This is a genomic window from Arthrobacter sp. NQ4, from assembly GCF_029077345.1.
In the GTDB taxonomy this organism is placed as follows: Bacteria; Actinomycetota; Actinomycetes; order Actinomycetales; family Micrococcaceae; genus Arthrobacter.
In genome coordinates, this window is record NZ_JARETC010000001.1 from 270,176 (window position 1) to 296,448 (window position 26,273).

The window sequence follows — 26,273 nt, forward strand, 5'->3', positions numbered from 1 at the left end:
TTCGTTGAAATCAAATAGCTCAATTTCACCGAATTAAAGGAAAATACAATGACTTCTCTCATGGTCTCAATGACTGCTTTCATCGCCGGCATCACGGATCGCCTGAAGACCGAGGAAAAGGGTGCAACTGCCGTCGAGTATGGCTTGATGGTTGCACTCATCGTTATCGCCGCAATCGTCGGCATCACTGCCGTCGGTACCCAGCTTCAGGATCTCTTCCAGAACGGCATCGCTGGGCGTCTGTAGGAACCTCCAACAGAACTCGCCGAACTGATGGCGGCTCCCAGGCCATCTGGGAGCCGCCATTGTTCTTTAGGACGAAGGATCGAGAGATGCACAAGAGGAACGAAGAGGGCGCTGCCGCCGTCGAGTTCGCACTCATACTTCCGGTGCTGCTACTCATTTTGATTGGCATCATCGAGTTCTCCTTGGCCTTCAACGCACAACTGTCGCTGAACCAAGCAGCTCGCGAAGGGGCCCGGTACATGGCCATCCACAACAACACGGGAGACGCCGCCACCGCGGCCAGTAATGCTGCCGGCCGATTGGCACCAGCCTCAGTAACCACGACGTTTACTGTCACAGGCGGAGGGACAACGTGTTCCGCCGGAAAGCAGGTGACTGCCACAACCAGCTACACACTCACCACGGTCACCGGTTTCCTCGACGCGTTCACAGGCAACATCGTCATGACAGGCAAAGGAACGATGTCATGCGGGGGTTGAACAGGAATTCCGAAAAGGAACGCGGAGCCACCGCCGTAATGGTGGCGGTCATGATGGTGATGCTCCTGAGCTTCGGCGCCATCGCCGTTGACGTCGGCGGAATGTACGCCGAGAAGGCTGTGACACAGAACGGAGCGGACGCTGCTGCCCTGGCGGTGGCCCAGAAGTGTTCTAAGAACACGGCTGACCCTGCGTGCGTCACGGGCTCGGCCCTTTCAGGCACTTTGGCCAATGCGAATGCTAAAGACAACCTCACGAACGTCGCTTCCACCGTGGTGGATAAGACTGCAGGCAAGGTCACGGTCACAACCAATGCCCAGGACTCCACCGGGGTTCATTTCTCTACCTTCTTTGCGAGGATCTTCGGCACGGACACAACCAACATCAGCGCGGTCGCCGAAGCGAAATGGGGAGGCGCCAAATCCGGAGATATCTTCCCGATTGCCTTTTCCGAATGCGAAGTTGATCTCAGTACATCGGGCGACGGCGCGATGCAGTTCCTGCTCTCCCATGGCACAGGGGCGGGAAAAAAGGATACCTGTCACAGCGCCGCTTCGGGACTCGAAATTCCCGGCGGCTTCGGCTGGCTAGTTACTAGTGGCACCTGCACCGTCAAGGTTGACCTTGCATCACCTTGGGTGGCAAGCAACACCGGCAATAATCCCGAAACCGGTTGCGGTGACATCCTTCAAGGCTGGAAGGACAAGCTCATCGCCGGGCAAAAGGTAATCGCTTTGTTGCCCGTTTTCGATCAAACCAGCGGTACAGGCACTGGCTCCAAATTTCACCTCCGAGCTTTTGCGGCCATTGACATAGCCGGCTGGGACTTGGCCAATCAAGACCCGTTCCATTACATGCCCGCCTCTGCACAAGCATTCAAGGATGCGGGTGGTTGGAAGAGCAGCGACCTCGGCATCGTCGGTAAGTTCGTGCGCTACGTCGCATTGGATGAGGCGTTCGACGTAGGCGGGCCCACCGATTACGGCGGAAACGTCGTAGAGCTCACTAAATAGGAAGCAAAGGAGAATCCCGTGAAAACCAGGTTGCTGGGGGGCCTAGCAGCACTGCTATTGGCAATTGTCGGATCTGTACTCATGTTCAACTACGCACAGGCAGCCGACAGCCGAGCACAGCAAGGCCTAGATCCCGTTGAAGTTCTCGTCGTTCAAAAGACAATTCCCGCAGGAACACCCGTCGCAGATTTGACCCAATCCGTCAAGTTGACTTCTCTTCCAGGCGCCGCAGTACCAAAGGATGTTGTCAAATCTCTCTCAGACTTTTCCGGAAAGGTCACCTCTGTTTCCCTTGAACCCGGCGAGCAGTTGCTGGCGGCACGCCTGGTAGACCCCAATACGCTGGCAGCTCCTGGTACCGTACCGGTCCCTAAGGGCATGGAAGAACTCACCTTGCTTTTGGAACCGCAACGCATCCTGGGTGGACAGCTCAAAGCCGGAGATACCGTTGGCGTCTATACGTCTTACAAACTCGATGATGCAGCCGCAGGAAGCGCCCCCGTCGGGAGCGACGTCAAGGGCTTCAAGGAGTTCACCAAGCTGGCGTTCCAAAAGGTGCTGGTGACCAGCGTCCAGCAAGCCCCTGCCGATACGTCCAAAAAGGACTCCAACTCCTCTTCGGAGGGGCCGGCCCTTCCTTCAGGGTCGGTATACGTAACCCTGGCTCGGGAAGACGTCGACGCGACACAAATTGTGTTCGCATCTGAGTTTGGGAAAGTTTGGCTGTCAAAGGAGAACAGTGACTCCAAGGACGGCAACCCAGGCGTGATAACCCTCGGAAAGGTCTCGCAATGAGCCGCTTCGTTCTCGTCACCGCATCACAGGATTTCCAGCGGAAGGTGTCCCAGGCCGTTCGCGGAGCTCTTCACGGTTCAGTTCAAGTGCTGCCGCCCTCAGTCTTGTTGGGCGGCCCCCAGGAGCTCTTTGACCGGCTCACAGGAGAACCACCGGAAGTGTTGATCCTGGGCCCCGGCCTGCCGGAGGACGATGCCCTCAAACTCGCGACCGTGTTCGATCTCCAGTTTCCGGAGATCAGTCTGGTTCTTGTCGAAGACAGGGAACCCGAGCAAGTAATCACCGCTATGCGCGCCGGCATCAGGGATATCGTCAGTCCCAGCGCTGACACAGACCAACTCCGGATCCTCCTTGAACGTGCGTGCCTTGCCTCAGCGGGAAGACGCCGGGGACTGGTAGCTGCTGCGGGACCAGAACGCGCTCCCGGCCGCGTCATCGCCGTCATGTCACCGAAAGGGGGAGTCGGCAAAACAACGGTGGCCACCAATTTGGCAATAGGCCTGGGCAAGATCGCCCCCATGGGCGTAGTAATCGTCGACCTGGACGTCCAATTCGGAGATGTCGCAAGCGGTCTCCTGCTGGAACCTGAACACACCTTGAAAGACGCTGTCAGCGGCGCGGCTTTTCAGGACTCAATGGTCCTTAAAGCCTTCCTCACAGTCCACCCGGGCGGAATCTACGCACTCTGTGCACCCCAAAGTCCCAGCGAAGCGGATCACATCAGTGGGGAGGCAGTCAGTCACCTTCTCAGCCAAATGGCCGCGGAGTTCCAGTACGTCGTCGTGGACACAACTCCAGGCCTCGGCGAACATGTCTTGGCCACTCTGGAACAAGCCACGGATGCAGTCTGGGTGTGTGGCATGGACGTGCCAAGCATCAGGGGACTGCACACGAGCTTTTCCATCCTGCGCGAGCTGCAGCTTGTGCCACAAGGCAGGCACGTGGTGCTTAATTTTGCTGACCGGAGGAGCGGGCTGACCATACAGGATGTCGAGGCGACCATCGGAGTTCCAGTGGATACGGTCATTCCCCGTTCCCGCGCTGTCCCGTTTTCTACGAATAAGGGTGTGCCTCTTCTCCAGGAGTCCTCCCGCGACGTGGCCGCACGAGCCTTCGGAAAGCTCGTCGAACGCTTCGATCCAAAGCGAAGCGCACAACCCCAGAGAAAAGTACATCGTCGGATGGTGATCTCATGAGCCTTGCAGAACGACTTCAAGCTGCGCGTAGTGGTCCCGCGCCCCTCCAAGGCGCTCCTATGCAGGAAACGATCGCCCCTACACTTGAGACAACAAGTGCCACTGCTGCACCCGTAGACGCTCTGGCCGGACTTAAGCAACGCGCGGGGAAGGCCTTGTTTGAACGGCTCGGCGGCCGGCTCACTGATTCTTCACTCAGCGACGAGGAACTCCGCAAGATTGCACGGGACGAACTCAGCACCGTCATCGACGACGAGCAGGTACCACTTACCCCGGAAGAACGCCGGCGGTTAATCAGGGACGTGGGAGATGACGTTCTTGGTTACGGCCCCCTCCAACGATTCTTGGACGACCCTTCAATCACAGAGATCATGGTCAACAGGCTCGATCAGATCTATGTTGAGCGGGATGGCAAGTTGCTGTTGACGGACAGTCGCTTCAGCAGCGAGGAGCATCTTCGTAAAGTCATCGAGCGCATCGTTGCCAAGGTGGGCCGACGGATCGACGAGTCTTCGCCTCTGGTAGATGCGCGGCTGGAGGACGGATCGCGCGTTAACGCCATCATTCCCCCGTTGGCCGTAAATGGTTCCTCCCTGACCATCAGGAAGTTCAGCAAAATCCCGCTAACGGTTCAGAATCTCATTGAGTTTGGCACGCTGACGCCACAGATGGCGGAACTCCTCGATGCCTGCGTCCGAGCGAAGCTCAACATCATTGTTTCGGGCGGCACCGGCACGGGGAAGACGACCCTACTCAACGTGCTGTCGTCATTCATTCCGGGGGACGACCGAATAGTCACCATTGAGGATGCTGTCGAGTTGCAGCTGCAGCAAAGTCACGTGGTGAGACTCGAAAGCAGGCCGCCGAATATTGAAGGCAAGGGTGCGGTCACAATCCGAGAACTGGTCCGCAACTCCCTTCGAATGCGTCCCGACCGCATCGTCGTAGGCGAGGTTCGAGGAGGAGAGAGCCTCGACATGTTGCAGGCTATGAACACTGGACACGACGGTTCAATCTCAACGGTGCACGCCAACTCACCCAGGGATGCCATCGCCCGGCTGGAGACCTTGGTCCTCATGGCTGGGATGGACCTGCCATTGCGCGCCATACGCGAACAGGTTTCTTCCGCGGTCAACCTCATCGTTCACCTTTCGAGGTTGCGGGACGGTACGCGCAGGGTCACCCATATCACCGAGGTTCAAGGAATGGAGGGTGAAGTGGTAACCCTCCAGGATGCCTTCGTCTTCGACTACAGCGCAGGGGTTGACCGGAATGGAAGATTCCTCGGCCAACCTGTTTCCACCGGAATCCGCCCTCGTTTCGTAGACCACTTTGCAGAAGTTGGAATCTCTGTATCGCCCGGGATTTTCTCTGGCGCCGCGGCTCAGTTAGGGAGGCGGTGATCATGCCGGGTCAAGAAATCTTTCTTGCCGGAGTGACCCTCTTGGGAGCAGCCCTAGCAACTGCTGTACTCGTTGTTTTGAAACCTGCCAACGGGTCACTACCGCTGAACAGGCGACGCCCTCTCGGTGGACCAGAACAAACGGCAATTAGCCGTGTGGCGTCGTCGGTGGTGCAATTTGTTGAGAAGGCATTAGCAGGGAAAAGAAGCACAACCCTCCAATCGAACAGTCTCCTCAGCCTTGCCGGAGTTTCTCTTCCTCAAGCGGACTTCGTGGTGCTTGTAGCGGCCGCCACAGCGGTTGCCGGCTTCGCCGGTCTTATCCTTCAGGGAATTGGCCTTTGCGTCCTAATGCTGGTGGCAATTCCAGTCATTGCCAGAGTTGGTTTATCGGTCCTTGTTCAACGGAGACGGGCCGCATTCGAAGAGCAGCTCGGCGAGACCCTCACGATGATTTCAGGTGGCCTACGAGCGGGGCACAGCGTCCTGCGCGCCATTGATGCAGTTGCGCAGGAGGCAAGCGAACCAACTGCTACTGAATTCTCTCGCGTCGTCAACGAGACACGGCTTGGCCGGGACCTACAGGATTCCCTTGATGAAGTTTCTGCACGCATGAGAAGCGAGGACTTCAGTTGGATGGCCCAAGCTATTGAAATCAATCGGGAAGTCGGCGGAGACCTGGCGGAGGTATTTGATCAGGTCGGTGAAACCATTCGTGAGCGGACTCAGATAAAGGGGACCGTCAAGGCGCTGAGTGCAGAAGGCAAACTAAGCGCCATCATTCTCATGGCACTCCCAGTCCTGTTGTTCATTCTGATCGGACTGGCAAACCCCAAGTATATGGGGCAGCTGACCGGCCATCCCGTGGGCTGGATACTACTGGGCATCGCTGCCGTAATGATGACGATCGGCGGAATCTGGGTCCACAAAATTAGCGATTTGAAATTTTGAGGGGTGAACAGTGCAACCGATAACCTGGGGCATAATCGCCCTGACAGTAACACCAGTGTCGTTCCTCGTTTGGTCCTTGATCGTTACGGACCGCAAGTCTCGTGTGCTGATCCAGGGCAACCTGAGCAAGGGAATAGATGCATCTGCCAGCACCGTATCCAGCCAGAACATGGATCTGGAGAGGTTCGCCGCACGCGTCACCCCAAAGGGCTACGCAGCCAAACTCGACAGACTACTTGCGTTGGCGGGCCGGCCTGCCGCTATGCCTCTTCCGCGGCTTCTGGTAGCAAAGCCCGCCATAGCACTCCTCGCAGCAATCATCATGATGCTCTTCCTCAGCCGGGGAGCATCTCCCCAACTGGTACTGCTGGCAGTGTTCACCACGGTGCTCGGCTACTTCGTCCCCGACTTACTGATCTATAGCCGCGGCTCCGAGAGGCAAAAAAAGATTCAGCTTGAACTTCCGAACACCTTGGATCAGATGTTGATTTCGGTAGAAGCAGGGCTGGGTTTCGAATCGGCTATGGCAAGGGCCGGTCACAACGGCAAGGGCCCCCTTGCAGAGGAATTGATCCGTACCCTTCAAGACATGCAGGTGGGCCGCAGCCGTCGCGACTCATACCTCGCCTTGGCCGAACGCAGCAATGTCCAGGATCTGCGGAATTTTGTCCGAGCTGTCGTGCAAGCAGACGCCTACGGGATCGCCATCGCAAAGGTTCTTAAGGCCCAGGCGGGCGACATGCGTGTTAAACGGCGCCAACGCGCAGAACACAAAGCGATGAAACTCCCCGTTTTGGTCCTGTTTCCACTTCTGCTCTTCATCTTCCCGGTGATTTTCATCATCATTCTTGGCCCGGCAGTGATCAACATTATTCAAGCCTTCAGCTGATCTAACTGCGTCTCTTGCAAAGACCGGACCCCCTCGGCACCCAGAACCGAGGGGGTCCTTTTGCATGCTTACAGGAAGAGTAAACCTAGCTTCGGCCCAGTAAAAGCCAAGGAAAAGCCCATGAAAAGTGCACGGCGTAAAGGCTTTGCGCAGGATGCTGCAAGATCCGGTCAACGTCACATCAAGCGTTGCTAACTTCGATTCAGTGCTGGTGCAGGGCCAGCCAATCCGTCTCGCACAGGAGTCTCAGATGCTTTCTCTCTACACCAACCTCATGATCCGCCTTCGCAGCGAAAAGGGCGCAACCGCCGTCGAATACGGCATCATGGTTGCCCTCATCGCTGTGGTCATCATCGTCGCCGTCACCCTTCTCGGCAACAACCTGCAGGCCATGTTCAACGGTGTCGCCGGAAAGGTTCCGGTACCGACGACCGCAGCCACCCCCGCCGGCTAACAACGCCCCGACCGCCGTTCCGGACCCCATATCGAAACGGCGGCACTCTGCCCGGCGGAAACAAGCAAAACAAGAGGAGGTGCAGCAGGTGAAACGTGATTCGGAGCGCGGCGCGGCCGCCGTCGAATTCGCGATCCTGCTGCCCCTCCTCTTGATGCTTGTGCTGGGAACCATCGAATTTGGCCGGGCGTACAACGCCCAGATCACCCTGACCAACGCAGCCCGCGACGGGGTGCGCGTCATGGCGATCAACAACGATCCCGCCGCCGCCAAGACAGCAGCCCAGAACGCGGCGGCATCGGTCAGCACCATCCCCGTCTCAAACATCACGCTCAGCACCACCACGTGCAGCCCAGGGAACCAGGTAACGCTGACCATCAACTACACGCTGTCCACCATCACCGGCATCGCCGGCCCATTCCCGATGACCGGCAAGGGAGTCATGCTGTGCGGCGGTTGAGCTGGAGCCATCGGGGCGCCACGCTGCACCGCGAGCGCGGCGCCATCAGCGTCATCGTCGCTATTCTCATGGTGGCTCTCCTAGGGTTCGTGGCAATCGCTGTGGACGTGGGTCTGATTTATTCCGAACGTGCGCAGCTCCAGAACGGGGCCGATGCTTCTGCAATCGCCTTGGCGCAAAAATGCGCAAGGAACAGTGCCGATACAACGATGTGTTCACCGACGTCGACGCTTGCCGCAAGCCTTGCAAACCAGAATGCCTTGGACGGCATGAGCAACGTGAACAACATCCAGCTGGACACAAAGGCCAGGACTGTTTCGGTCACCACAACTGCCAAGGAGAAGGGAGCGCCGGACAACTCGGTCTCCCTCTTCTTCGCCGGAGTGCTGGGCATTCCATCGAAAGAGGTTGGCGCCAAAGCCTCGGCCGTATGGGGCAGCCCAAAGGCGGGTCGCACGGCTTTTCCCTTGGCTTTCTCAATCTGCCAGGTCAAGGACAACATCGATGGCGCGCTGCAGCTTTTGCAGGACCACGGCCAGAATGCCAATGCCTCCTGCAATTACGGCCCCTCAGGAGCGGCGGTATCCGGCGGCTACGGATGGCTGGTCCAAGACGCCGGAAAATGCGGCGGCACGATTGACCTGGCCGTGAGCGAGGGTGGCAGCGACCCGGGCAACAACGCTCCCGGCAACTGCGATGCCACCCTGAACGGCTGGGGAAAGGACATCGCGGCCGGCAAGAAGGTTATCGTGCTGCTCCCGGTCTTCGACAAAATTACCGGTACTGGCTCCGGGGCGGTTTACAGCTTGGTTGCCTTTGCAGCCTTCGACGTCGCGGGCTGGAAGTTCAGCGGCGGCACAGGCCTCCCTTATGAATTTCAAAGCACCAAGTCCACAACTACCGGAGTCACCACAGCTACCCAATGCACCGGAAACTGCCGTGGCATTATCGGCAAGTTCGTCACCTACGTCTCACTTGCCGACGGGTACACCCTTGGCCCCGTGGACCCTTACGGCGCCACAATCGTCCGCCCTACCCTCTAGCGCTACCCCCTTCAGGAGAAAAAGTGAAGTCACGCATGTTGGCCGGTGCAGCAGCAGTAGTGCTGGCCATCATCGGAGCGGTTCTCATAGTCACCTACGCCCAGGGCGCCGACCAGCGCGCCATGAAAGACATGGACCCGACTGGCGTTCTTGTGGTGACTAAGGCCGTGCCGGCAGGTTCTTCCCTCGATATTGTCAGGGCATCCGTAGTCGTGCAGCAAGTGCCAGCTACGGCTGTCTCCAAAACCGCCCTGAAGGATCTCGACCAATCAGCTGGCAAGGTAGCCGCCGTGGACCTGGTTCCCGGCGAACAGCTCCTCGCAGAACGCCTCGTCGCGCCAGCAGATGCCAAGACGAGCGGCGCCCCCAAGGTACCCGCGGGACTCCAGGAAGTTACCTTCGAGCTGGAACCCAAGATGGTTGTCGGTGGCCGTCTCGAAGCCGGGGACCATGTGGCCATTGGATTTAACTTCGCGGGCGGGGCTGACAAGTCCAAGCCAGCCGAGCCCACCACGCAGCTCTCCCTGCGCAAAGTCCTCGTCACGGCCGTCCAGCGGGCCGCGCAACCAACTGCCAAGCCCACCGACGGCACAAACCCGCAGGACACCACCCTTCCCCAAGGATCCTTCATCGTGACGGTGGCAGTGAGTGACGTGGACGCAAGCAAAATCATCTTCACCACCATCAATGGCAGTCTCTGGCTTACCAAGGAACCCCTCGATGCCCAGGACAACGGCGGCTTCATCGCCAGGAAGGACAACGTGTACAAATGAGCCGCTTCGTCCTCCTCTCCCCCAGCGCCGAGTTCGACCAGAAGCTGCGCGCCGCCGTCGCCCACGGCCTGCGCGGCACCGTCCAGACCATCGCGAGTGACATCCTTCCCGCGGGCCCGGCGGAACTGTTCGCCCTCCTCAACCAGGAGCAGCCGGAAGTGCTGATCATCGGTCCCGACGTCCCGTATGAAGAAGCACTAAGGTTCGCCAAGGTCTTCGACGTCCAGCTCCCGGGCCTGAGCCTGGTCCTGGTCAGCGATGTGGACCCTGACTACCTCCTCTACGCCATGCGCGCCGGCATCCGCGACATCCTCAGCCCGCAGGCCGACGCCGCGGAAATCAGGGTGCTGCTGGAACGTGCCTGCCAGTCCTTCGCCACCCGCCACCGCGGTCCGGAGACCCAGCAGGCGGAGAACGGCAGCGGCCTGGTCATCGGCGTCTTCTCCCCCAAGGGCGGCGTGGGCAAGACCACCCTGGCCACCAACATCGCCATTGGCCTGGGCCAGATCGCGCCCATGAGCGTGGTCATCGTGGACCTGGACCTGCAGTTCGGGGACGTCGCCTCCGGCCTCTACCTCAACCCGCAGCACACGGTCACTGACGCCGTCACCCCCGCCGCCGCCCAGGACTCCCTGGTTTTGAAGGCCTTCCTCACGGTCCACCCGGCCGGCATCTACGCGCTCTGCGCCCCGCCCAACCCGGTGGACGCGGACCACATCACTCCGGAACAGATCGGCCACCTGCTGGAACAGCTGGCCCACGAGTTCCAGTACGTGGTCATCGACACCGCCCCCGGCATGCCGGAAATCGGCCTCGCCGCCATGGAACGGTGCACCGACGTGGTCTGGGTCAGCGCCATGGACATCCCCAGCCTGCGCGGCCTCCGCTCCGGCCTGGAAGTCCTCCGCCAGCTGGACATCATGCCCGAATCCCGCCACGTGGTCCTGAATATGGCCGACGCCAAATCCGGTCTGAACGTCCGGGACGTCGAGTCCACCATCGGCGCGCCCGTGGACGTCAGCGTCCCCCGCTCCCGCGCCGTGGCCCTGTCCACCAACCGCGGCATCCCCATCCTCCAGGAATCCAAGAAGGACCCCGCCGTGAAGAGCCTCCGTCAGCTGGTGGAGCGCTTCAACCCGGCATGGCGCACGCAGGCCCAGCGGAAACTTCACCGAAGGGTGGTCATCTGATGAAACTCTCCGAACGCATCAACGCGGTCCAGTCACGCAACCAGGCGGCCGGCACCGCGCTGCTGGAGCCGCCCCTCCCCGCACCCGCGCCCTCGCCGGCCCCCGCGGACAGCATGGAACGGCACCCGGCGCACGCCGCCGTCGTGCATTCAACGCACGACGCCGGCACCCAGCAGGTGCCCACGGCACCCAGGGTGGACGTTTTCGCAGCCATGAAGGACAGGGCAGCCACCGCCCTGTTCGAACGCATGGGGACGCGCTTCAACGACGGCGCCGTAAGTGAACAGGAGCTGCGGAGCACCGCCAAGGAGGAACTCACCCGCATCGTCGACGCCGAGCAGGTGCCGCTGACCCCGGAGGAACGCACCCGCCTGGTCCAGGACGTCGCCGACGACGTGCTGGGCTACGGCCCCCTCCAGCGCCTCCTCGACGATCCTGCCGTCACCGAAATCATGGTCAACCGCATGGACCAGATCTATGTGGAGCGCAAAGGCAAGCTGACGCTCACCGAATCCCGGTTCAGCTCCGAAGAGCACCTGCGCAAGGTCATCGAACGGATCGTGTCCAAGGTGGGCCGCCGCATCGACGAATCCTCGCCATTGGTGGACGCCCGCCTGGAGGACGGTTCCCGTGTGAACGCGGTCATCCCGCCGCTGGCCGTGGGCGGCTCCTCCCTGACCATCCGAAAGTTCAGCAAAACCCCGCTGACCGTCCGCAACCTCATCGACTTCGGCACGCTGACGCCGGAGATGGCCGAGCTGCTGAACGCCTGCGTCAAAGCCAAGCTGAACATCATCGTCTCCGGCGGTACGGGTACGGGCAAGACCACGCTCCTTAACGTCCTGTCCTCCTTCCTGCCGCACGACGAACGGATCGTCACCATCGAGGACGCCGTGGAACTGCAGATCCAGCAGGACCACGTGGTGCGGCTGGAGAGCCGCCCGCCCAACACCGAGGGCAAAGGCGAAGTCACCATCCGCGAGCTCCTCCGCAACTCCCTCCGCATGCGCCCGGACCGGATCGTGGTGGGCGAGGTTCGTGGCGGTGAATCGCTGGACATGCTCCAGGCCATGAACACCGGCCACGACGGCTCCCTCTCCACCGTGCACTCCAACTCCCCCCGTGACGCCGTGGCCCGCCTGGAAACCCTGGTGCTCATGGCCGGCATGGACCTTCCATTGCGGGCCATCCGGGAACAGATTGCCTCCGCCGTGAACCTCATCGTCCAGATCTCCCGCCTCCGCGACGGCTCCCGCCGCATCACCCACGTCACGGAGGTCCAGGGCATGGAAGGCGACATCGTCACCCTCCAGGACGCCTTCGTGTTCGACTACTCGGCAGGCGTGGACGCGCAGGGCCGGTTCCTGGGCAGGCCGGTGGCCACCGGAATCCGGCCCCGCTTTATTGACCGGTTCGAGGACCTCGGCATCCATGTTTCCCCCGCGGTGTTCGCCACCCCGCTGGGTCCGGGCGTGAAGTAGGGACGGGCCCGTGATCATCACCATCGGAAGCGTCATCCTCCTCGCAGCCATCTGCCTGCTGGGCGTGGCCGTGCTCCTGCCCAGCGCCCCGTCGGTGCCGCTGGACCGCCGTCGTCCCTTTGAACCCGAGCCGCCCTCCTCCCTGTCCCGCCTGGCACTCTCCGGCGTGAAGTCCTTCGAGCGGCTGCTGGCCGGCCGGAACGTCAAGCTGTTCTCCCGCGCGGAACTGGAAAACGCAGGCCTGCGGCTCAGCCAGGCCGAGTTCTTCCTGCTGGTGGGGATCGGCGCCTGCGTCGGCATGCTGGTGGGCCTGGTGACAGTAGGCCCCTTCATGGGACTGCTGCTCGCCCTGCTGGCACCCTTCGTGGGCAAACTGGTCCTCGGATTCCTGGCCGGCAAGCGCCGCACCGCCTTCGATAGCCAATTGGGCGACACGCTGCAGCTGCTCTCCGGCGGCCTGCGCGCCGGCCACAGCATCCTGCGCGCCATCGATGCCGCCGCGAACGAGTCGCAGAAGCCAACGTCCGAGGAGATGCGGCGGGTGATCACCGAGACCAGCCTCGGCCGTGACCTGCTCGCCGCCCTCAACGACACCGCCGACAGGATGAAGAACGAGGACTTCGTCTGGATCTCACAGGCCATCCAGATCAACCGCGAAGTGGGCGGCAACCTGGCCGAGGTGCTGGACCAGGTCAACGAGACCATCCGCGAGCGCGCGGAGATCAAGGGCCACATCAAGGCGCTGGCCGCGGAAGGCAAGTTCTCCGCCTACATCCTGATCGCCATGCCGTTCGGCATCGTGGCCATGTTGCTGGCCGTGAGCCCCAGCTACATGAACTCGATGTTCACCCATCCGCTGGGGTGGGTGATGATCGGTGCTTCCTTTGTCCTGATGACCATCGGTGCGCTGTGGATGCGCAAGATCATCGACCTGAAGTTCTGAGGACCCCATGAACCTCATCGTCCTGCTCTCAGTCCTGCTGGTCTGCCTCCCCCTGGGGGCCGTGGCCTGGTCCGTCCTCACGGTGGACAAGCAGGGCCGCGCGGCGGTCACCGACCTGCTCTCCCGTGGCGCCCCGCCCGTCGCAGTTGCACCCACCGGAGCGCCCGCACGGCTCGAAGCCCTGGGCCGGCGCCTTACTCCCCCGGCCTACGTCGCGTTCCTGGACCGCCTCCTGTCCCTCGCCGGACGCCCGGCCTCCATGCCGCTGGGAAAGGTGCTGGGATCCAAGCTCGCCCTCGGCCTGGCCGGGGTGGCCATGGGCGGCTACCTGGCCGCAATCGGCAGCAGTCCCCTGATGAAACTCGCCGGGATCTTCGTCCTGTTCCTTGGCTACTTCATCCCGGACCTGCTCCTCTACAGCAAGGGGCAGGAGCGGCAGAAGGCCATGCAGCTTGAACTGGCCAACACGCTTGACCAGATGCTGATCTCCGTGGAAGCAGGGCTTGGCTTCGAAGGCGCCATGGCCCGGGCCGGTGAGAACGGCAAGGGCCCGCTGGCCGAGGAACTGGTCCGCACCCTGCAGGACATGCAGGTGGGACGCAGCCGCCGCGAGTCCTACATCGCGCTGGCGGAACGGACCAGCATCCCGGAACTGCGCAGCTTCGTGCAGGCCGTGGTCCAGGCCGACACGTACGGCATCGCCATCAGCCGGGTCCTTAGGGTCCAGGCCAAGGTCATGCGGGTAAAGCGCCGCCAGCGGGCCGAGGAAAAGGCCATGAAGCTGCCGGTCATGATCCTTTTCCCGCTGCTGTTCTTTATCTTTCCGGTCCTCTTCATTGCCATCCTGGGACCGGCCGTGATCAACACCGTGGTGACCTTCAGCGCACAATAGACGATACTCAGTGCGGCGGCAAGGTTACCTCAAGGTTTACACAGAATGATAAGAAATTGGACGCCGAAGGAATTCCAGGAAGTAGCCTTGAACAATGCAGAGTCAACATCCCGGTTCCAGCGGAAAGAGCCCCGCTGCGGACTCCCCGCTGGCCGGGGTCACGTTGCCTGCAGCCCCCGGCCCGGCCGCAGGCGCGGCCCTCTCACTGGAAGCGGCTGCGCTCTTGCCGCTCATTGACGCAGCCGTGCTGGAGGAGCTCGAGGACGAGCTGGCCGGATCCGGACTGGCCCAACGCTTTGCCCGTGACTACGCCGCCATGTGGGACCTGCGCCTGGCCCGGCTGGGAACAGCCGTGGACAGCCAGGACGAGGCCTCGGCCCTGGATGCCGTCATCAGCCTGAAGATCAGCTCCGCCATGGTGGGCGGACTCCGGTTGGCCAGGCTCGCCGAACTCCTCGAAGGCCTGATCCGGCAGGGCGACTTCGTCCGGGGCCAGGCCATGATGGCCGGCGTGGCCCAGGACGGGGCACGGACGGTGTCCGAGCTGCAGTCGACCTACATTTTGGAAAAGGGCTGACCCCTAGGCGTCATCGGGACGGCGGGGCGCCAACCGGTACCCCACCCCGCGGACCGTCTGCAGCCAGCGCGGTGACAGCTGGTCCTCCTTGAGCTTGCGCCGCAGGTTTCCCACGTGGACCTCCACCGCCCGCTCGTCCGCCTCGCTGATGTACGTGTCCCGTTCATAGAAATCGCCCCGCACGGCCCTCACCAGGTCAGCCCGGGTGCAGACGGCACCGCCGCCCTTGAGCAGCACATGCAGCAGGTCGAATTCACTGCGGGTCAGTCCCAGCGGCTCGCCCTTGACCTCCACGGTGCGTGTCCGGTGGTTCAGCAGCAGGCCGTTGTGCCGCAAAACGCCGGACTCGCCGTGCGTGTCAGGAACCGGCGACTGTCCCAAGCGGGCCGGCGCCTCCCCGGTTATCTCATGCCGGGGCCTGCGCATCATTGCCGCTACCCGCGCCCGGAGCTCCCTTGGCCTGAAGGGCTTGGCGATGTAATCGTCCGCGCCTGTGTTCAATGCCGAGAGCAGGTCCGGTTCCTCCGTCCGTCCCGTCAGCATCACCACATAGGCATTACTGAAATTCCGGATTCGCCGTAAGACCTCGAACCCGTCAATATCCGGCAGGCCGATATCGAGCGTCACAACGTTGGCCTGCTTGCTGCGGACCACCTCAACCCCGGCCCGCCCATCAACAGCTGTATGCACTTCGAAGCCCGCTTGGGTCAGTACGCCTTCAAGGAGGTTGCGTACATCCGCGTCATCTTCGATTACTACAGCTACACCAAGATCGTCCATTGCTATCCCTGCGCCAGGCGGAGATGGCCCCCCATTGGCCCAGCGCCAATGCCATTCCCGCTCCAACCATTTATACGCTACTAGTAAGCCCTGCTGATCACATCTGTATTCGTCCGGAAAATTGAAAAGTCAATTATTATGACAAGACATGTGCACTATGGATGGGAAAGGGTAAGTACCGGGGTAAGGAAAGCAATTCAAAGACCCTGGCGGGGCCTGTAATCCAGTTGCGAAAGGGTACGAGTCAGAAACATGGCTGAGCCATTGTTCCACCGGGGGCCTGGCCGGATCTTCCGCCGGCTGGGGACCCGCGCCCAGGTGGCGTTGTGCCAACTCCCCCTGACCCTTGTAGTGCTGGTCCTGGCGGTGATCACACCGTTCGCGTGGCCCTCCCTTCTGCACAGCCCGTTGTACGGCGCAGGACTGGCACTCCATGGCATCCTGTTCCTTGCCTGCTTCCTGGTGCCGTGGGAGCGATTGCCGCACAGGCCGTACCTGGTGATCCCGGTGCTGGACTTTGCGGCGATCGCCTTCCTGCGCAATGGCGCGGCACCGCTCCTCCCGGGCCTGGCCGTCCTGGTGGTCTTTCCGGTCATCTGGCTCTCCGCGTCCGGGATGCTGGCACGGAGCAGCCTGGTGCTCAGCTTCCTGGGACCGTTCCTCATCATGGCTCCCTCGGCCGTGGGCCATTTTCCCTCGGTCAATGCGTCGGACCTCACCACGGTGGTCCTCTTCCCCGTGATGATGCTCGCTGTGTCCCTCGCCATTCGCTTCGCGAGCGTCAACCTGCGGCTGCAGCAGCGTGAACTGGCGGAGAAGGACCGCGAGCTCCGGGACCTGCTGGCGGCAAGCCGGGAACGGGAAAAGCTGCTCGAAACCGTCCTGGACGCCACTGACGTCGGCATTGCCGCCGTCGACCGTTCCGGCCACTTCCTGGTGTCCAACAGCCGCCAGCGCAACTTCCGCCGCGCCACAGGCGCTGACGAGGCCGTCCCCGGCCAGGGGCACCAGCTCATCTTCGGCCAGGACCGGCGCACCCTGCTTTCCCCGGACCGCAGGCCCATCAGCCGGGCCATGGCCGGGGAATCCTTCGCCGACTACCTGGTGTGGGCCGGTGAGGGGCCGGAGCAGCGCGCCGTCTCCACGGCGGCACGTCCGCTTGTCAGCGAGGATGGCCGGCTTACCGGGGCGGTGGTGGTTTACACCGACGTGACCGGCTGGGTGGAGTCCGTGGCCGCGAACCAGGAACTGATCTCCAATGTCTCGCATGAGTTCAAGAACCCGCTGAACTCGATCATTGGCAACGTGGACCTGGTTCTGGATGAAGCACACCTGCTGCCGCCGCCCCTGGCCCAGCGGCTCGTGGTGGTCCAGCGGAACGCGGAGCGGTTGATGGACCTCGTGGCCGACCTGACGGCTTCCGCCTCCACCACTTTGAATGTCCACCCCAAACGGACCGACCTGGCCAGCCTGGTGGAGACCAGCCTCAGTTCGGCCCAGGCCTCGGCACAGCGGTCCAACGTGGAGATCGCCGCCGATGTCCCCTCGCCCCTCTGGGCCTACGCCGACCCGCTCAGGATCGGGCAGGTCCTGGACAACCTGGTCTCAAACGCCATCAAGTACTCCCCCGGCGGCGGCAGGATCAGCATCAGCGCCACAGCGGACAGGCAGTGGGTTAGGCTGAGCGTCACGGACACCGGGATGGGCATGTCGCACGAGGACGCGGCACAGGTCTTCACCCGCTTCTTCCGGACGGAAGCGGCCCAGCAGGCGGCCATTCCCGGGGCGGGGCTGGGCCTGTCCATCACGCGGATGATCGTGGAGCGGCACGGCGGCAGCATCATGTGCGAGAGCGGCGAGGGCCAGGGCAGCACTTTCACGGTGACGCTGCCGGCGGAGGGCCCGCCTCCGGCGTTTTAGGAGATCAGGGCGCGGCCCGGGTCAGTGCTCGCGGACGGCCCGGGTCTGTTCGGCGCGGGCCAGCAGCTCGCTGTCCGACGGATATGCCACTTCCTCCAGCACCAGGGGATGCGGGGCCGCGAGGACAGACTTGGCATCCCGCTTCTGCAGCAGCAGCCGTTCGTACAGCCAGCCGGGTTCCTCCACGCCCTCCCCCACGTACAGGGCCGAGCCAATCAGCGCGCGCACCATGTTGTGGCAGAAGGCGTCGGCCTGGACGGTTGCCACGATGACCCCGTCCTCGCCGCGCCGGAACTCGAAGCGCTGCAGCTCGCGGATGGTGGTGGCCCCTTCGCGCGGCTTGCAGAAGGACAGGAAGTTCTGCAGGCCCAGCAGCCGGGAGGCGCCGTCGTTGAGCAGGTCCACGTCCAGCGGGTTTTTGTGCCACAGGGTGAAGTACCGCTCCAGGGGATCCCAGAGGGCAGGCCCGTCCGCGATCCGGTAGCTGTACCGCCGCCACAGCGCCGAGAAGCGTGCGTCAAAGCCGGCGGGTGCCGGCGAGATGTCGTGGACCTCCACCGCGCCGTGCAGGTCGCCGAGGGCGCGGTTCAGGGCACCGCGGAGGCGCCGCAGCATGGCGACGGCGGGATCGAGTTCGTGCCCGCGCGGCAGTCCCAGCCACTCGGCTTCGGTGAGGTCCAGATGGACCACCTGGCCGCGGGCGTGCACGCCGGCGTCGGTGCGCCCGGCGACGGTGACCCGTACCTGGCGCCGGACCAGGAGCTCGATCGCTTCCTCCAGGACACCCTGGACGGTCCGCCGCCCCGGCTGGAGCGCCCACCCGCTGAACGGGCCGCCGTCGTACGAAAGGTCAAGCCGGATACGCAAAAACCCGCCGCCCCCTGGAACGGGGGCCGCGGGTTTTTGGTGGTTCACAGACCTAAGTCTATGCGAAGAGAATCAGCGAATTACTTCGCGTCCTTCTCCTCGGCTGCGGGAGCCTCGGCGGCTTCCTCAGCGGCCGGAGCCTCTTCGGTTGCAGCTTCTTCAGCAGCAGGTGCCTCTTCGGTTGCAGCAGCTTCCTCAGCGGCCGGAGCCTCTTCAGCGGGAGCTTCCTCGGCAGCCGGAGCAGCCTTGGCAGCAGCCTGGGTAGCCTCGGCTACGACGGCCTGCTTGGCGGAAACCGGCTCGAGGACCAGTTCGATGACAGCCATGGGAGCGTTGTCGCCCTTGCGGTTGCCGATCTTGGTGATGCGGGTGTATCCGCCGTCGCGGTTCTCCACAGCCTGCGCAATGTCGGTGAACAGCTCGTGGACGACGCCCTTGTTGCTGATCAGGCCGAGGACGCGGCGGCGGGAAGCCAGGTCGCCACGCTTGGCGAAGGTCACCAGGCGCTCTGCGTACGGCTTCAGGCGCTTGGCCTTGGTCACCGTGGTGGTGATCCGCTTGTGCTCGAACAGGGATGAGGCCAGGTTCGCGAGCATCAGACGCTCGTGAGCCGGGCCGCCGCCGAGGCGCGGACCCTTAGTGGGGGTAGGCATAATTGTTTCTCCTCATGTGGAAGCCGTGGGCGGCACACCATGGTGCTGCCCGCCGGCCAAGGTCTGGTTTAGAGTTCGTCGTCGCCGAAAGCGGCGTCGTCCTCTTCGATTGCTGCGGCGCGTGCTGCGAGGTCAAAACCGGGAGGCGAGTCCTTGAGGGACAGGCCCAGTTCAACCAGCTTTGCCTTGACCTCGTCAATGGACTTTGCACCGAAGTTGCGGATGTCCATCAGGTCAGCCTCGGAGCGGGCAACGAGTTCACCCACGGTGTGGATGCCCTCACGCTTGAGGCAGTTGTAGGAACGGACGGTGAGGTCCAGATCCTCGATCGGCAGTGCCATGTCGGCTGCCAGGGCAGCGTCGGTGGGCGACGGGCCGATCTCGATACCTTCAGCTGCGGTGTTCAGCTCACGGGCCAGACCGAACAGTTCCACCAGGGTGGTGCCTGCGGAAGCAACGGCATCGCGCGGGGCGATGGCCTGCTTGGTCTCGACGTCGACAATCAGCTTGTCGAAGTCGGTGCGCTGCTCAACACGGGTTGCTTCCACGCGGAAAGTAACCTTCAGCACCGGCGAGTAGATGGAGTCAACCGGGATACGGCCGATCTCTGCGTCGCCGGACTTGTTCTGAGCTGCCGAAACGTAGCCGCGGCCGCGCTCGATGGTCAGTTCGAGTTCGAACTTGCCCTTCGAGTTCAGCGTGGCAATGTGCAGATCCGGGTTGTGGAATTCGACGCCGGCCGGCGGAGCGATGTCCGCGGCGGTGACGACTCCGGGGCCCTGCTTGCGCAGGTAAGCCACGACGGGCTCGTCGTGCTCGGAGGAAACCGACAGGCTCTTGATGTTAAGGATGATCTCGGTGACATCTTCCTTGACACCCGGAACCGTGGTGAACTCGTGCAGCACACCATCGATCCGGATGCTGGTTACGGCAGCACCGGGGATGGAGGAGAGCAGGGTACGGCGGAGGGAGTTTCCGAGGGTGTAGCCGAAGCCCGGTTCCAGCGGTTCAATGATGAAACGCGAACGGTTTTCGGAGACTACCTCTTCGGAGAGGGTGGGGCGCTGTGCAATGAGCACTTAGGTTTCCTTTCGGCGAGCATCCGCTATATGACGCAACACAGGTGGTGGAAATTCGGTCTGAAGACTTAACGCGCTGGGCTTGCCCGGACCATCACTGGTCCGGGCAAGCTCCTGCTGCGGAAAAGAATTAGACGCGGCGGCGCTTCGGCGGGCGGCAGCCGTTGTGCGCTGCGGGGGTGACGTCCTGGATGGAGCCAACCTCGAGGCCTGCGGCCTGCAGCGAACGGATGGCGGTTTCGCGTCCGGAACCCGGTCCCTTGACGAAAACGTCTACCTTGCGCATGCCGTGCTCCTGCGCACGCTTGGCAGCGGCTTCGGCAGCCATCTGCGCAGCGAACGGGGTGGACTTGCGCGAGCCCTTAAAGCCAACCTCACCGGAGGAAGCCCAGGAAATAACAGCGCCGGTCGGATCCGTGATGGAAACGATGGTGTTGTTAAAGGTGCTCTTGATGTGCGCCTGGCCAAGCGCGATATTCTTCTTGTCCTTCTTACGCGGCTTGCGAACCGCGCCACGAGTCTTCGGGGGCATTTTTTCTCCTACAGAAAGTTATTGGGGAAAGTCCGTAAATCCCGAGCGGGGATTTTAACGGGCCTTCTTCTTGCCGGCGACGGTACGCTTCGGGCCCTTGCGGGTACGTGCGTTGGTCTTCGTACGCTGACCGCGTACGGGCAGGCCCTTGCGGTGGCGCAGGCCTTCGTAGCTGCCGATTTCAACCTTGCGGCGGATATCTGCTGCTACTTCGCGGCGAAGGTCACCCTCAACCTTGTAGTTGCCTTCAATGTAGTCACGCAGCTCAACCAGCTGGGCGTCAGTCAGGTCCTTGACGCGGACGTCAGCGCTGATGCCAGTGGCAGCCAGGGTTTCGTGTGCACGGGTCTTGCCCACGCCGTAGATGTAAGTAAGCGCAATTTCCAGCCGCTTTTCGCGGGGAATGTCTACGCCAGCGAGACGAGCCATAGTGGCAGTACTCCTTGATAAACCGGAGGTCGTAGGCAGTACACCCGCACGTTCCGTGCGGCCCCAGCCTCCGACCGGGGGTTAGCTGTCCGGACTCTTTCGAGCTCAATGTTCCAGATCAGCTTGTGCTGCCTTTATTTACTTGCGTGGGTTAGCAACCCAGGATTTCCTTCAGGGAAGGAAATTAGCCCTGGCGCTGCTTGTGGCGCGGGTTCTCGCAGATCACCATGACCCGGCCATTACGGCGGATCACTTTGCACTTTTCGCAGATCTGCTTGACGCTCGGCTTGACCTTCATGGCGTTCCTTTGCGTGTAGCAGTTTGGTCAACTGGAGCAGCAGTCAGTTTGCACTGCCGCCGCCCAGCAATTTACTTGTAGCGGTAGACGATACGACCACGGGTGAGGTCGTACGGGCTCAGCTCCACCACTACGCGGTCCTCAGGGAGGATTCGGATGTAGTGCTGACGCATCTTTCCAGAGATGTGTGCCAGAACGATGTGCTTGTTGGTGAGCTCAACGCGAAACATCGCGTTAGGCAGCGCCTCGGTCACAACGCCTTCGATCTCAATGACCCCGTCCTTCTTGGCCATACCCTCCGCTAACTGTTGTTGCCGCAGCCCCGCCGGATAGCACCGGGCATGACCACGAACGTTTTTGTTGGATCGATTGCCGTCTCCAGGCCCAAAAGGGCGTGGCAGTCCAGACAACCAACAAGCAACACTACCCTGTTGGCCGGTAAAAGTTAAATCGGCCATAGTAGCCTACGCGGTGCGGTACGCACCATATTCGCCGGCCGGAGTGCTCACGGCACCAGCCGCGGCCACACCGTCCAGGATGGCCAAGCGGACGACGTCGGCTGCCGCGCTTTGGAGCGTGATGAGGCTGACCTGGCGGGCAGCGTCGTCGGAGCGGTCGAGTGCCACAGCACCGGTTGCCAGGCAGAAGACTGTGTCCCCGTCGGCCAGGGTATGGCTCGGGTTGAGCGCCCGGGCAATCCCGGCATGGGAAGCAGAGGCAGTCCTCTTACATTCGGCCACATCCAGAACGGCATTGGTGGCCACAACGACAAGGGTGGTGTTAAGGGGCGGCGGATCAGTGGTCTCCACGGAGAACTGCACCGCTGGTTCAAACGGGAGTCCGAGTGCGTTGACTATGGCCAGGGCTCCGACCACAACCCCGTTCCCGAGCGTGGCCGACGCTGTGCCAACTCCCCCTTTATATTGCCCCCGGCCGATCAGTGCCCCGGTGCCGGCACCCACGTTGCCCCGTCCGGTGTCGTGGCCCTCCTTTTGTGCTGCCGCGGCGGCCGTTGCCGCGTAGCCCATGTCCGGCGTCGGCCGTGCGGCGAAGTTCCCGCCCCTGCCGAGGTCGAAGATGGCCGCGGCGGGGACGATGGGCACCACTCCCCCGGGAACGGCAAAGCCGCGGCCGTTTTCCTCGCACCAGCGCTGGGCGCCCGCAGCGGACGCCAGCCCGTAGGCGCTGCCGCCCGTGAGGACCAGGGCGTCCACGGTGCCGACCAGGGTGGTGGGGTCAAGGGCGTCCGTTTCGTGCGTGGCCGGGCCGCCGCCCTGGACATCCACCGAGCCCACCGTGCCCGGCGGCGGCAGGACAACGGTAACGCCTGTCAGCCAGCCGTCGGTGTCCTTCTGGACGTGGCCCACGCGGATGCCCGGGACATCGGTAATGGTTCCCATGCCCCTATTGTCCCCTCCGCTGGCGCGCCCCTGCCGCAACGGCGAACTTTATGCGAGACTGCAATCAACACAGCGTTAACGGGCGACGAAGCCTTGGATAACAGTTCCCTGACAAGGGCATATGCGGGTTTCAGCCCCCTGACGGTCTGGTGTAGTAGTCCCTAGATCAAGCCAGGGCCGGCCACGAGCAGGCTCCCAACCCGGGAGAGACACGCATGACCCGTCAACTCGCCCAGCACCCCGCCACCAAGCCCAAGAGGCCCCCGGGGCGTTCGGCAAAAGTTCCACGACGGCGGTGGACCGCAAGGACCCGCCGCGACTTCTTTGTTTTCCTTGCCATGGCGCTGCCCAACTTGGTGCTGATCGCCGTCTTCACCTACCGGCCGCTGTTCAGCAACATGTACTACTCCACGCTGGACTGGACCCTCGGTTCCCCCACCGCCAGCGTGGTGGGCTTCGCCAACTATGTCACCTTCTTCACCAGCAACGATGCCCCGAAAGTGCTGGGCACCACCGCAGTGTTCACGCTGGTGACGGTGGGCGGCTCGATGATCCTGGGCCTGCTGGTTGCGCTGGCCTTGAACGCGAAGGTCCGCGGCACCACGTTCGCGCGCTCCGCCGTCTTTGCCCCCTACGTCCTCTCCGGCGTCGGCGTGGGCCTGGTGTGGCTGTTCATTTTTGATCCGGGCTACGGCGTCCTGGCCTGGCTGCTCCGGGGCATCGGGCAGCAGAGCCCGCAGTGGATCAACGATCCCCAGCTGTCGCTGGTCATGGTGATCCTGGTTTACGTGTGGAAGAACCTGGGCTACTGCGCGGTGGTGTACCTCGCCGGGCTCCAGTCGCTTCCGCAGGAGGTCATGGAGGCGGCGTCCCTCGACGGTGCCAACGGGTTCCGCCGCTTCGTCAGCATCTCGCTGCCGCTGCTGTCCCCCACTACGTTCTTCCTCCTGATCACCACCATGCTCAGCTCGCTGCAGGCCTTCGACCTCATCCGGATCATGACACCCCTGGGCACCGGCACCAGCACCCTGATTTACGAGGCATACCTCCAGGCCTTCGGGGCCTACAACAGGGCCGGCTACTCAGCGGCCATCTCGGTGGTCCTGTTTGCCATCCTCCTGGTGATCACCGTGCTCCAGCTGCGGTTCGTGGAACGAAAGGTTCATTACTCGTGACATCCCTATCACCGGTGAGCCCGGACCCCGCCGCTCCGGCCATCGCCGCACCGGACCCCGGCCTTCGCCGCGACCGGCCGTTCTCCCGCCGGAACCTTGTCCAGACCGTGGTGGGCGGCTACCTGCCGCTGCTGATCGCCACGCTGGTGGTGTTCCTTCCCCTGCTGTGGATGGTGCTCAGCTCCTTCAAGCAATCGGGCGAAATCGTCACCACCGACCTGAAGATCCTTCCGGAAAGCCTGAACCTGGAGAACTACCGGACCGCCATGACTACGGTCCCCTTCGGGCAGTTCTTCCTGAACAGCACCATCGTCACCCTGTCAGGGGCAACCATCAAGGTGCTCCTGGCCATCCTGACGGCGTACGCCCTGGTCTTTGTCCGCTTCCCGTTCCGGAACTTCATTTTCCTGCTGATCCTGGTGGCCCTGATGGTGCCGCCGCAGGTATCCATCCTGCCCAACTTCATCCTGATCGCTGGGATCGGCGGGAAGAACACCCTGTGGGGCATCATCCTGCCCGGCCTTGGCACCGCGTTTGGCACGTTCCTGCTGCGGCAGCACTTCCGTACCCTGCCCGCCTCCATTCTCGAATCTGCAGAGATGGACGGTGCCGGCCACTGGCGCCGGCTGTGGCAGATCGTGGTCCCCGTCTCCGTGCCTTCCATTGCCACGGTGGCCCTGGTGACCATCGTGACCGAGTGGAACGACTACATCTGGCCGCTGATCATCACGGACCGGCCGGAAACCATGACCTTGCCGGTCGGCCTCACCCTCCTGCAGAACAACGAGAGCAACGCCGCCGGCTGGGGTGTCCTCATGGCCGGGGCAGTCCTGGTCATCGTCCCCATCCTGATCATCTTCGCGGCCCTGCAGCGCTACATCGTGGCGGGCCTCACCCAAGGCAGCGTGACCGGCTAAGCCGCCGGCCGCCGTCGTAGTACCCAACCTCCAAGTACTCCCCCTTCCGCAGGCAACAACCGAAAGGAACTGTCATGACACTTCACCTGGACCGGAGGCACTTCCTGGGCCTGGCAGGGCTCACCGCCTCTGCCGCAGCCCTGGCCGCATGCGGCGGACCTTCTACAAGCGGCGGTGGACAGGCGACGTCCCAGGCGGCCGATATCGACTTCAGCGGCGTGAAGCCCGCTGCCAAGATCGACTTCTGGTCCAGCCACCCCGGACAGTCCCAGGATGTGGAAAAGAGCCTGATCGAGAAGTTCCAGGCCAAGAACCCGGGCATCGCCGTCAACCTGGTCACCGCCGGCGCCAACTACGAGGAAATCGCCCAGAAGTTCCAGACCGCACAGGCAGCCAAGTCCGGCCTCCCGGGTGTCGTTGTCCTCTCCGACGTGTGGTGGTTCCGGTACTACACCAACGGCAGCATCATTCCGGTGGACAGCCTGACCAAGCAGCTGAACATGAAGATGGACGACTTCCAGCAGTCACTGGTCAATGACTACAAATACGACGGCAAGCAGTGGGCCCTGCCCTACGGCCGGTCAACGCCGCTGTTCTACTACAACAAGGACCACTTCGCGGCAGCCGGAATCCCGGACCGGGCTCCCAAGACCTGGCAGGAATTCGGCGAGTGGGCACCCAAGCTGAAGGCAAGCTCCGGCGCCCAGTACGCCTACATCTATCCGGCTCTGGCCGGCTATGCGGGCTGGACCCTGCAGAACATGCTCTGGGGCTGGGGCGGTGGCTGGTCCAAGGAATGGGACATCACCTGCGACTCCGCCGAATCCGTCGCCGCGCTGCAGTGGGCCCAGGACTCGATCTACAAGGACAAGTGGGCGGGTGTCTCGTCCAAGGAAGCGGCCGACGATTTCTCCGCAGGCCTGACCTCGGCCACCATCGCCTCCACGGGCTCGCTGCTGGGCATCCTGAAGTCGGCCAAGTTCAACGTGGGTGTTGGCTTCCTGCCCGGCGGCCCCAAGGCGACCTCCAACGTCTGCCCCACGGGTGGTGCAGGCCTGGGCATCCCCAGCGGCATTTCCAAGGAGGAACAGCTGGCCGCCGGGATGTTCCTGGACTTCGTCACCCAACCGGAGAGCACCGCGGAGTTCTCCGCCGCCACCGGCTACATGCCCACCCGCAAGTCGGCCGACATGAAGGCGGTCCTGGCCAAGACGCCGCAGATCCAGACCGCAGTGGACCAGCTCGCGGTGACCAAGGTCCAGGACAACGCCCGCGTGTTCCTGCCGGGTGCTGACCAGGAGATGGCAAAGGCCGCTGCGAAGATCCTCACCCAGCAAGGCGACGTCAAGTCCACCATGACGGACCTGAAGACCACCCTGCAGGGTATCTACGACCGGGACGTGAAGCCGAAGCTGAAGTCCTAGCCGCTGTCGAAACGC

Annotated in this window: 30 protein-coding genes; 21 read left to right on the top strand and 9 right to left on the bottom strand. The window is 62.6% G+C overall.

Annotated elements, in window-relative coordinates; translation table 11 throughout:
• The first annotated feature begins 48 nt into the window (after positions 1–48).
• The 17 genes from PUN51_RS01185 to PUN51_RS01265 all read left to right on the top strand — a co-directional run bounded on the left by PUN51_RS01185 (position 49) and on the right by PUN51_RS01265 (position 14,784).
• Complete coding sequence (locus tag PUN51_RS01185) at positions 49–246, top strand: Flp family type IVb pilin (RefSeq protein WP_275179625.1); 198 nt, start codon at positions 49–51, stop codon at positions 244–246.
• 86 nt (positions 247–332) lie between these two features.
• Positions 333–725 carry a TadE/TadG family type IV pilus assembly protein gene (locus tag PUN51_RS01190; RefSeq protein ID WP_275179626.1) on the top strand — a complete coding sequence of 131 codons (393 nt, stop codon included), beginning with the start codon at positions 333–335 and terminating at the stop codon, positions 723–725.
• Positions 713–1,738: a pilus assembly protein TadG-related protein gene (locus tag PUN51_RS01195; RefSeq protein ID WP_275179627.1), complete on the top strand. Its 1,026-nt coding sequence runs from the start codon at positions 713–715 to the stop codon at positions 1,736–1,738. The genes PUN51_RS01190 and PUN51_RS01195 overlap by 13 nt, the downstream gene beginning before the upstream one ends.
• 18 nt (positions 1,739–1,756) lie before the next feature.
• Positions 1,757–2,533 carry a Flp pilus assembly protein CpaB gene (gene cpaB, locus PUN51_RS01200; protein ID WP_275179628.1) on the top strand — a complete coding sequence of 259 codons (777 nt, stop codon included), beginning with the start codon at positions 1,757–1,759 and terminating at the stop codon, positions 2,531–2,533.
• The gene (locus PUN51_RS01205) at positions 2,530–3,729 is read left to right on the top strand and encodes an AAA family ATPase (protein ID WP_275179629.1); all 1,200 of its coding nucleotides are present in this window, start codon (positions 2,530–2,532) and stop codon (positions 3,727–3,729) included. Before cpaB (PUN51_RS01200) ends, PUN51_RS01205 begins: the two co-directional genes overlap by 4 nt.
• A 59-nt stretch (positions 3,730–3,788) precedes the next feature.
• Complete coding sequence (locus PUN51_RS01210) at positions 3,789–5,132, top strand: CpaF family protein (protein WP_374114905.1); 1,344 nt, start codon at positions 3,789–3,791, stop codon at positions 5,130–5,132.
• 2 nt (positions 5,133–5,134) lie between these two features.
• Positions 5,135–6,082, top strand: a complete 948-nt coding sequence (locus PUN51_RS01215) for a type II secretion system F family protein (protein WP_275179962.1) — start codon at positions 5,135–5,137, stop codon at positions 6,080–6,082.
• 55 nt (positions 6,083–6,137) lie between these two features.
• Positions 6,138–6,971, top strand: a complete 834-nt coding sequence (locus PUN51_RS01220) for a type II secretion system F family protein (RefSeq protein ID WP_374114906.1) — start codon at positions 6,138–6,140, stop codon at positions 6,969–6,971.
• A 250-nt stretch (positions 6,972–7,221) separates the two neighbouring features.
• Complete coding sequence (locus tag PUN51_RS01225) at positions 7,222–7,425, top strand: Flp family type IVb pilin (RefSeq protein WP_275179632.1); 204 nt, start codon at positions 7,222–7,224, stop codon at positions 7,423–7,425.
• Positions 7,426–7,513: 88 nt separating this feature from the next.
• The gene (locus PUN51_RS01230) at positions 7,514–7,885 is read left to right on the top strand and encodes a TadE/TadG family type IV pilus assembly protein (RefSeq protein WP_275179633.1); all 372 of its coding nucleotides are present in this window, start codon (positions 7,514–7,516) and stop codon (positions 7,883–7,885) included.
• Positions 7,873–8,928: a pilus assembly protein TadG-related protein gene (locus PUN51_RS01235; RefSeq protein WP_275179634.1), complete on the top strand. Its 1,056-nt coding sequence runs from the start codon at positions 7,873–7,875 to the stop codon at positions 8,926–8,928. Before PUN51_RS01230 ends, PUN51_RS01235 begins: the two co-directional genes overlap by 13 nt.
• A 23-nt stretch (positions 8,929–8,951) precedes the next feature.
• Positions 8,952–9,701: a Flp pilus assembly protein CpaB gene (gene cpaB / locus PUN51_RS01240; RefSeq protein ID WP_275179635.1), complete on the top strand. Its 750-nt coding sequence runs from the start codon at positions 8,952–8,954 to the stop codon at positions 9,699–9,701.
• The gene (locus tag PUN51_RS01245) at positions 9,698–10,891 is read left to right on the top strand and encodes an AAA family ATPase (protein ID WP_275179636.1); all 1,194 of its coding nucleotides are present in this window, start codon (positions 9,698–9,700) and stop codon (positions 10,889–10,891) included. Before cpaB (PUN51_RS01240) ends, PUN51_RS01245 begins: the two co-directional genes overlap by 4 nt.
• Positions 10,891–12,372 (top strand): CpaF family protein, encoded by a 1,482-nt coding sequence (locus PUN51_RS01250; RefSeq protein WP_275179637.1) that lies wholly within the window; start codon positions 10,891–10,893, stop codon positions 12,370–12,372. The genes PUN51_RS01245 and PUN51_RS01250 overlap by 1 nt, the downstream gene beginning before the upstream one ends.
• Positions 12,373–12,382: 10 nt before the next feature.
• Positions 12,383–13,315, top strand: coding sequence for a type II secretion system F family protein (locus PUN51_RS01255; RefSeq protein WP_275179638.1), 933 nt, complete (start codon positions 12,383–12,385; stop codon positions 13,313–13,315).
• A gap of 7 nt (positions 13,316–13,322) precedes the next feature.
• Positions 13,323–14,207 (top strand): type II secretion system F family protein, encoded by an 885-nt coding sequence (locus tag PUN51_RS01260; RefSeq protein ID WP_224026654.1) that lies wholly within the window; start codon positions 13,323–13,325, stop codon positions 14,205–14,207.
• 94 nt (positions 14,208–14,301) lie between these two features.
• The gene (locus PUN51_RS01265; RefSeq protein ID WP_224026655.1) at positions 14,302–14,784 is read left to right on the top strand and encodes an Hpt domain-containing protein; all 483 of its coding nucleotides are present in this window, start codon (positions 14,302–14,304) and stop codon (positions 14,782–14,784) included.
• A gap of 3 nt (positions 14,785–14,787) precedes the next feature.
• On the opposite strand, the gene PUN51_RS01270 is transcribed toward PUN51_RS01265, so the two are convergent.
• Positions 14,788–15,564, bottom strand: a complete 777-nt coding sequence (locus tag PUN51_RS01270; RefSeq protein ID WP_275179639.1) for a response regulator transcription factor — start codon at positions 15,562–15,564, stop codon at positions 14,788–14,790.
• A gap of 252 nt (positions 15,565–15,816) precedes the next feature.
• On the opposite strand from PUN51_RS01270, the gene PUN51_RS01275 reads away from it, so the two are divergent.
• Complete coding sequence (locus PUN51_RS01275; protein WP_275179640.1) at positions 15,817–17,484, top strand: sensor histidine kinase; 1,668 nt, start codon at positions 15,817–15,819, stop codon at positions 17,482–17,484.
• A gap of 21 nt (positions 17,485–17,505) precedes the next feature.
• On the opposite strand, the gene PUN51_RS01280 is transcribed toward PUN51_RS01275, so the two are convergent.
• From PUN51_RS01280 to PUN51_RS01315, 8 genes are all read right to left on the bottom strand, one after another.
• On the bottom strand, positions 17,506–18,399 hold the full coding sequence (locus PUN51_RS01280) for a tRNA pseudouridine synthase A (protein WP_275179641.1): 894 nt from the start codon (positions 18,397–18,399) through the stop codon (positions 17,506–17,508).
• 32 nt (positions 18,400–18,431) lie between these two features.
• Positions 18,432–19,004 carry a 50S ribosomal protein L17 gene (gene rplQ / locus PUN51_RS01285; RefSeq protein WP_275179642.1) on the bottom strand — a complete coding sequence of 191 codons (573 nt, stop codon included), beginning with the start codon at positions 19,002–19,004 and terminating at the stop codon, positions 18,432–18,434.
• 68 nt (positions 19,005–19,072) lie between these two features.
• Entirely contained in the window at positions 19,073–20,083 is a 1,011-nt protein-coding gene (locus tag PUN51_RS01290) for a DNA-directed RNA polymerase subunit alpha (RefSeq protein WP_013601812.1), read from the bottom strand.
• Between the two features lie 130 nt (positions 20,084–20,213).
• Positions 20,214–20,615, bottom strand: coding sequence for a 30S ribosomal protein S11 (rpsK, locus tag PUN51_RS01295; RefSeq protein ID WP_009358720.1), 402 nt, complete (start codon positions 20,613–20,615; stop codon positions 20,214–20,216).
• A 54-nt stretch (positions 20,616–20,669) separates the two neighbouring features.
• Positions 20,670–21,044, bottom strand: coding sequence for a 30S ribosomal protein S13 (gene rpsM, locus PUN51_RS01300; RefSeq protein WP_003803743.1), 375 nt, complete (start codon positions 21,042–21,044; stop codon positions 20,670–20,672).
• A gap of 184 nt (positions 21,045–21,228) precedes the next feature.
• Entirely contained in the window at positions 21,229–21,342 is a 114-nt protein-coding gene (gene rpmJ, locus PUN51_RS01305) for a 50S ribosomal protein L36 (RefSeq protein ID WP_009358722.1), read from the bottom strand.
• Positions 21,343–21,413: 71 nt separating this feature from the next.
• Positions 21,414–21,635 (bottom strand): translation initiation factor IF-1, encoded by a 222-nt coding sequence (gene infA / locus PUN51_RS01310; protein ID WP_009358723.1) that lies wholly within the window; start codon positions 21,633–21,635, stop codon positions 21,414–21,416.
• A 171-nt stretch (positions 21,636–21,806) separates the two neighbouring features.
• The gene (locus PUN51_RS01315; protein WP_275179643.1) at positions 21,807–22,742 is read right to left on the bottom strand and encodes a P1 family peptidase; all 936 of its coding nucleotides are present in this window, start codon (positions 22,740–22,742) and stop codon (positions 21,807–21,809) included.
• A 215-nt stretch (positions 22,743–22,957) separates the two neighbouring features.
• On the opposite strand from PUN51_RS01315, the gene PUN51_RS01320 reads away from it, so the two are divergent.
• The 3 genes from PUN51_RS01320 (at position 22,958) to PUN51_RS01330 (ending at position 26,258) form a co-directional block, all read left to right on the top strand.
• Positions 22,958–23,917: a carbohydrate ABC transporter permease gene (locus tag PUN51_RS01320; protein ID WP_201302398.1), complete on the top strand. Its 960-nt coding sequence runs from the start codon at positions 22,958–22,960 to the stop codon at positions 23,915–23,917.
• On the top strand, positions 23,914–24,834 hold the full coding sequence (locus PUN51_RS01325) for a carbohydrate ABC transporter permease (RefSeq protein ID WP_159631371.1): 921 nt from the start codon (positions 23,914–23,916) through the stop codon (positions 24,832–24,834). The genes PUN51_RS01320 and PUN51_RS01325 overlap by 4 nt, the downstream gene beginning before the upstream one ends.
• A 74-nt stretch (positions 24,835–24,908) precedes the next feature.
• Positions 24,909–26,258 (top strand): ABC transporter substrate-binding protein, encoded by a 1,350-nt coding sequence (locus PUN51_RS01330; protein WP_224026661.1) that lies wholly within the window; start codon positions 24,909–24,911, stop codon positions 26,256–26,258.
• The last annotated feature ends 15 nt before the right edge of the window (positions 26,259–26,273 follow it).

Coding starts and splice junctions, on each gene's coding strand:
- PUN51_RS01330 (WP_224026661.1), top strand. CDS start 24,909: ATGACACTTCACCTGGACCGGAGGCACTTCCTGGGCCTGGCAGGGCTC.
- PUN51_RS01270 (WP_275179639.1), bottom strand. CDS start 15,564: ATGGACGATCTTGGTGTAGCTGTAGTAATCGAAGATGACGCGGATGTA.
- PUN51_RS01245 (WP_275179636.1), top strand. CDS start 9,698: ATGAGCCGCTTCGTCCTCCTCTCCCCCAGCGCCGAGTTCGACCAGAAG.
- PUN51_RS01205 (WP_275179629.1), top strand. CDS start 2,530: ATGAGCCGCTTCGTTCTCGTCACCGCATCACAGGATTTCCAGCGGAAG.
- infA (WP_009358723.1), bottom strand. CDS start 21,635: ATGGCCAAGAAGGACGGGGTCATTGAGATCGAAGGCGTTGTGACCGAG.
- PUN51_RS01225 (WP_275179632.1), top strand. CDS start 7,222: ATGCTTTCTCTCTACACCAACCTCATGATCCGCCTTCGCAGCGAAAAG.
- rplQ (WP_275179642.1), bottom strand. CDS start 19,004: ATGCCTACCCCCACTAAGGGTCCGCGCCTCGGCGGCGGCCCGGCTCAC.
- PUN51_RS01260 (WP_224026654.1), top strand. CDS start 13,323: ATGAACCTCATCGTCCTGCTCTCAGTCCTGCTGGTCTGCCTCCCCCTG.
- PUN51_RS01320 (WP_201302398.1), top strand. CDS start 22,958: ATGACCCGTCAACTCGCCCAGCACCCCGCCACCAAGCCCAAGAGGCCC.
- PUN51_RS01265 (WP_224026655.1), top strand. CDS start 14,302: ATGCAGAGTCAACATCCCGGTTCCAGCGGAAAGAGCCCCGCTGCGGAC.
- rpsM (WP_003803743.1), bottom strand. CDS start 21,044: ATGGCTCGTCTCGCTGGCGTAGACATTCCCCGCGAAAAGCGGCTGGAA.
- PUN51_RS01185 (WP_275179625.1), top strand. CDS start 49: ATGACTTCTCTCATGGTCTCAATGACTGCTTTCATCGCCGGCATCACG.
- PUN51_RS01195 (WP_275179627.1), top strand. CDS start 713: ATGCGGGGGTTGAACAGGAATTCCGAAAAGGAACGCGGAGCCACCGCC.
- PUN51_RS01250 (WP_275179637.1), top strand. CDS start 10,891: ATGAAACTCTCCGAACGCATCAACGCGGTCCAGTCACGCAACCAGGCG.
- PUN51_RS01210 (WP_374114905.1), top strand. CDS start 3,789: ATGCAGGAAACGATCGCCCCTACACTTGAGACAACAAGTGCCACTGCT.
- rpmJ (WP_009358722.1), bottom strand. CDS start 21,342: ATGAAGGTCAAGCCGAGCGTCAAGCAGATCTGCGAAAAGTGCAAAGTG.
- PUN51_RS01215 (WP_275179962.1), top strand. CDS start 5,135: ATGCCGGGTCAAGAAATCTTTCTTGCCGGAGTGACCCTCTTGGGAGCA.
- PUN51_RS01190 (WP_275179626.1), top strand. CDS start 333: ATGCACAAGAGGAACGAAGAGGGCGCTGCCGCCGTCGAGTTCGCACTC.
- rpsK (WP_009358720.1), bottom strand. CDS start 20,615: ATGCCCCCGAAGACTCGTGGCGCGGTTCGCAAGCCGCGTAAGAAGGAC.
- PUN51_RS01315 (WP_275179643.1), bottom strand. CDS start 22,742: ATGGGAACCATTACCGATGTCCCGGGCATCCGCGTGGGCCACGTCCAG.
- PUN51_RS01275 (WP_275179640.1), top strand. CDS start 15,817: ATGGCTGAGCCATTGTTCCACCGGGGGCCTGGCCGGATCTTCCGCCGG.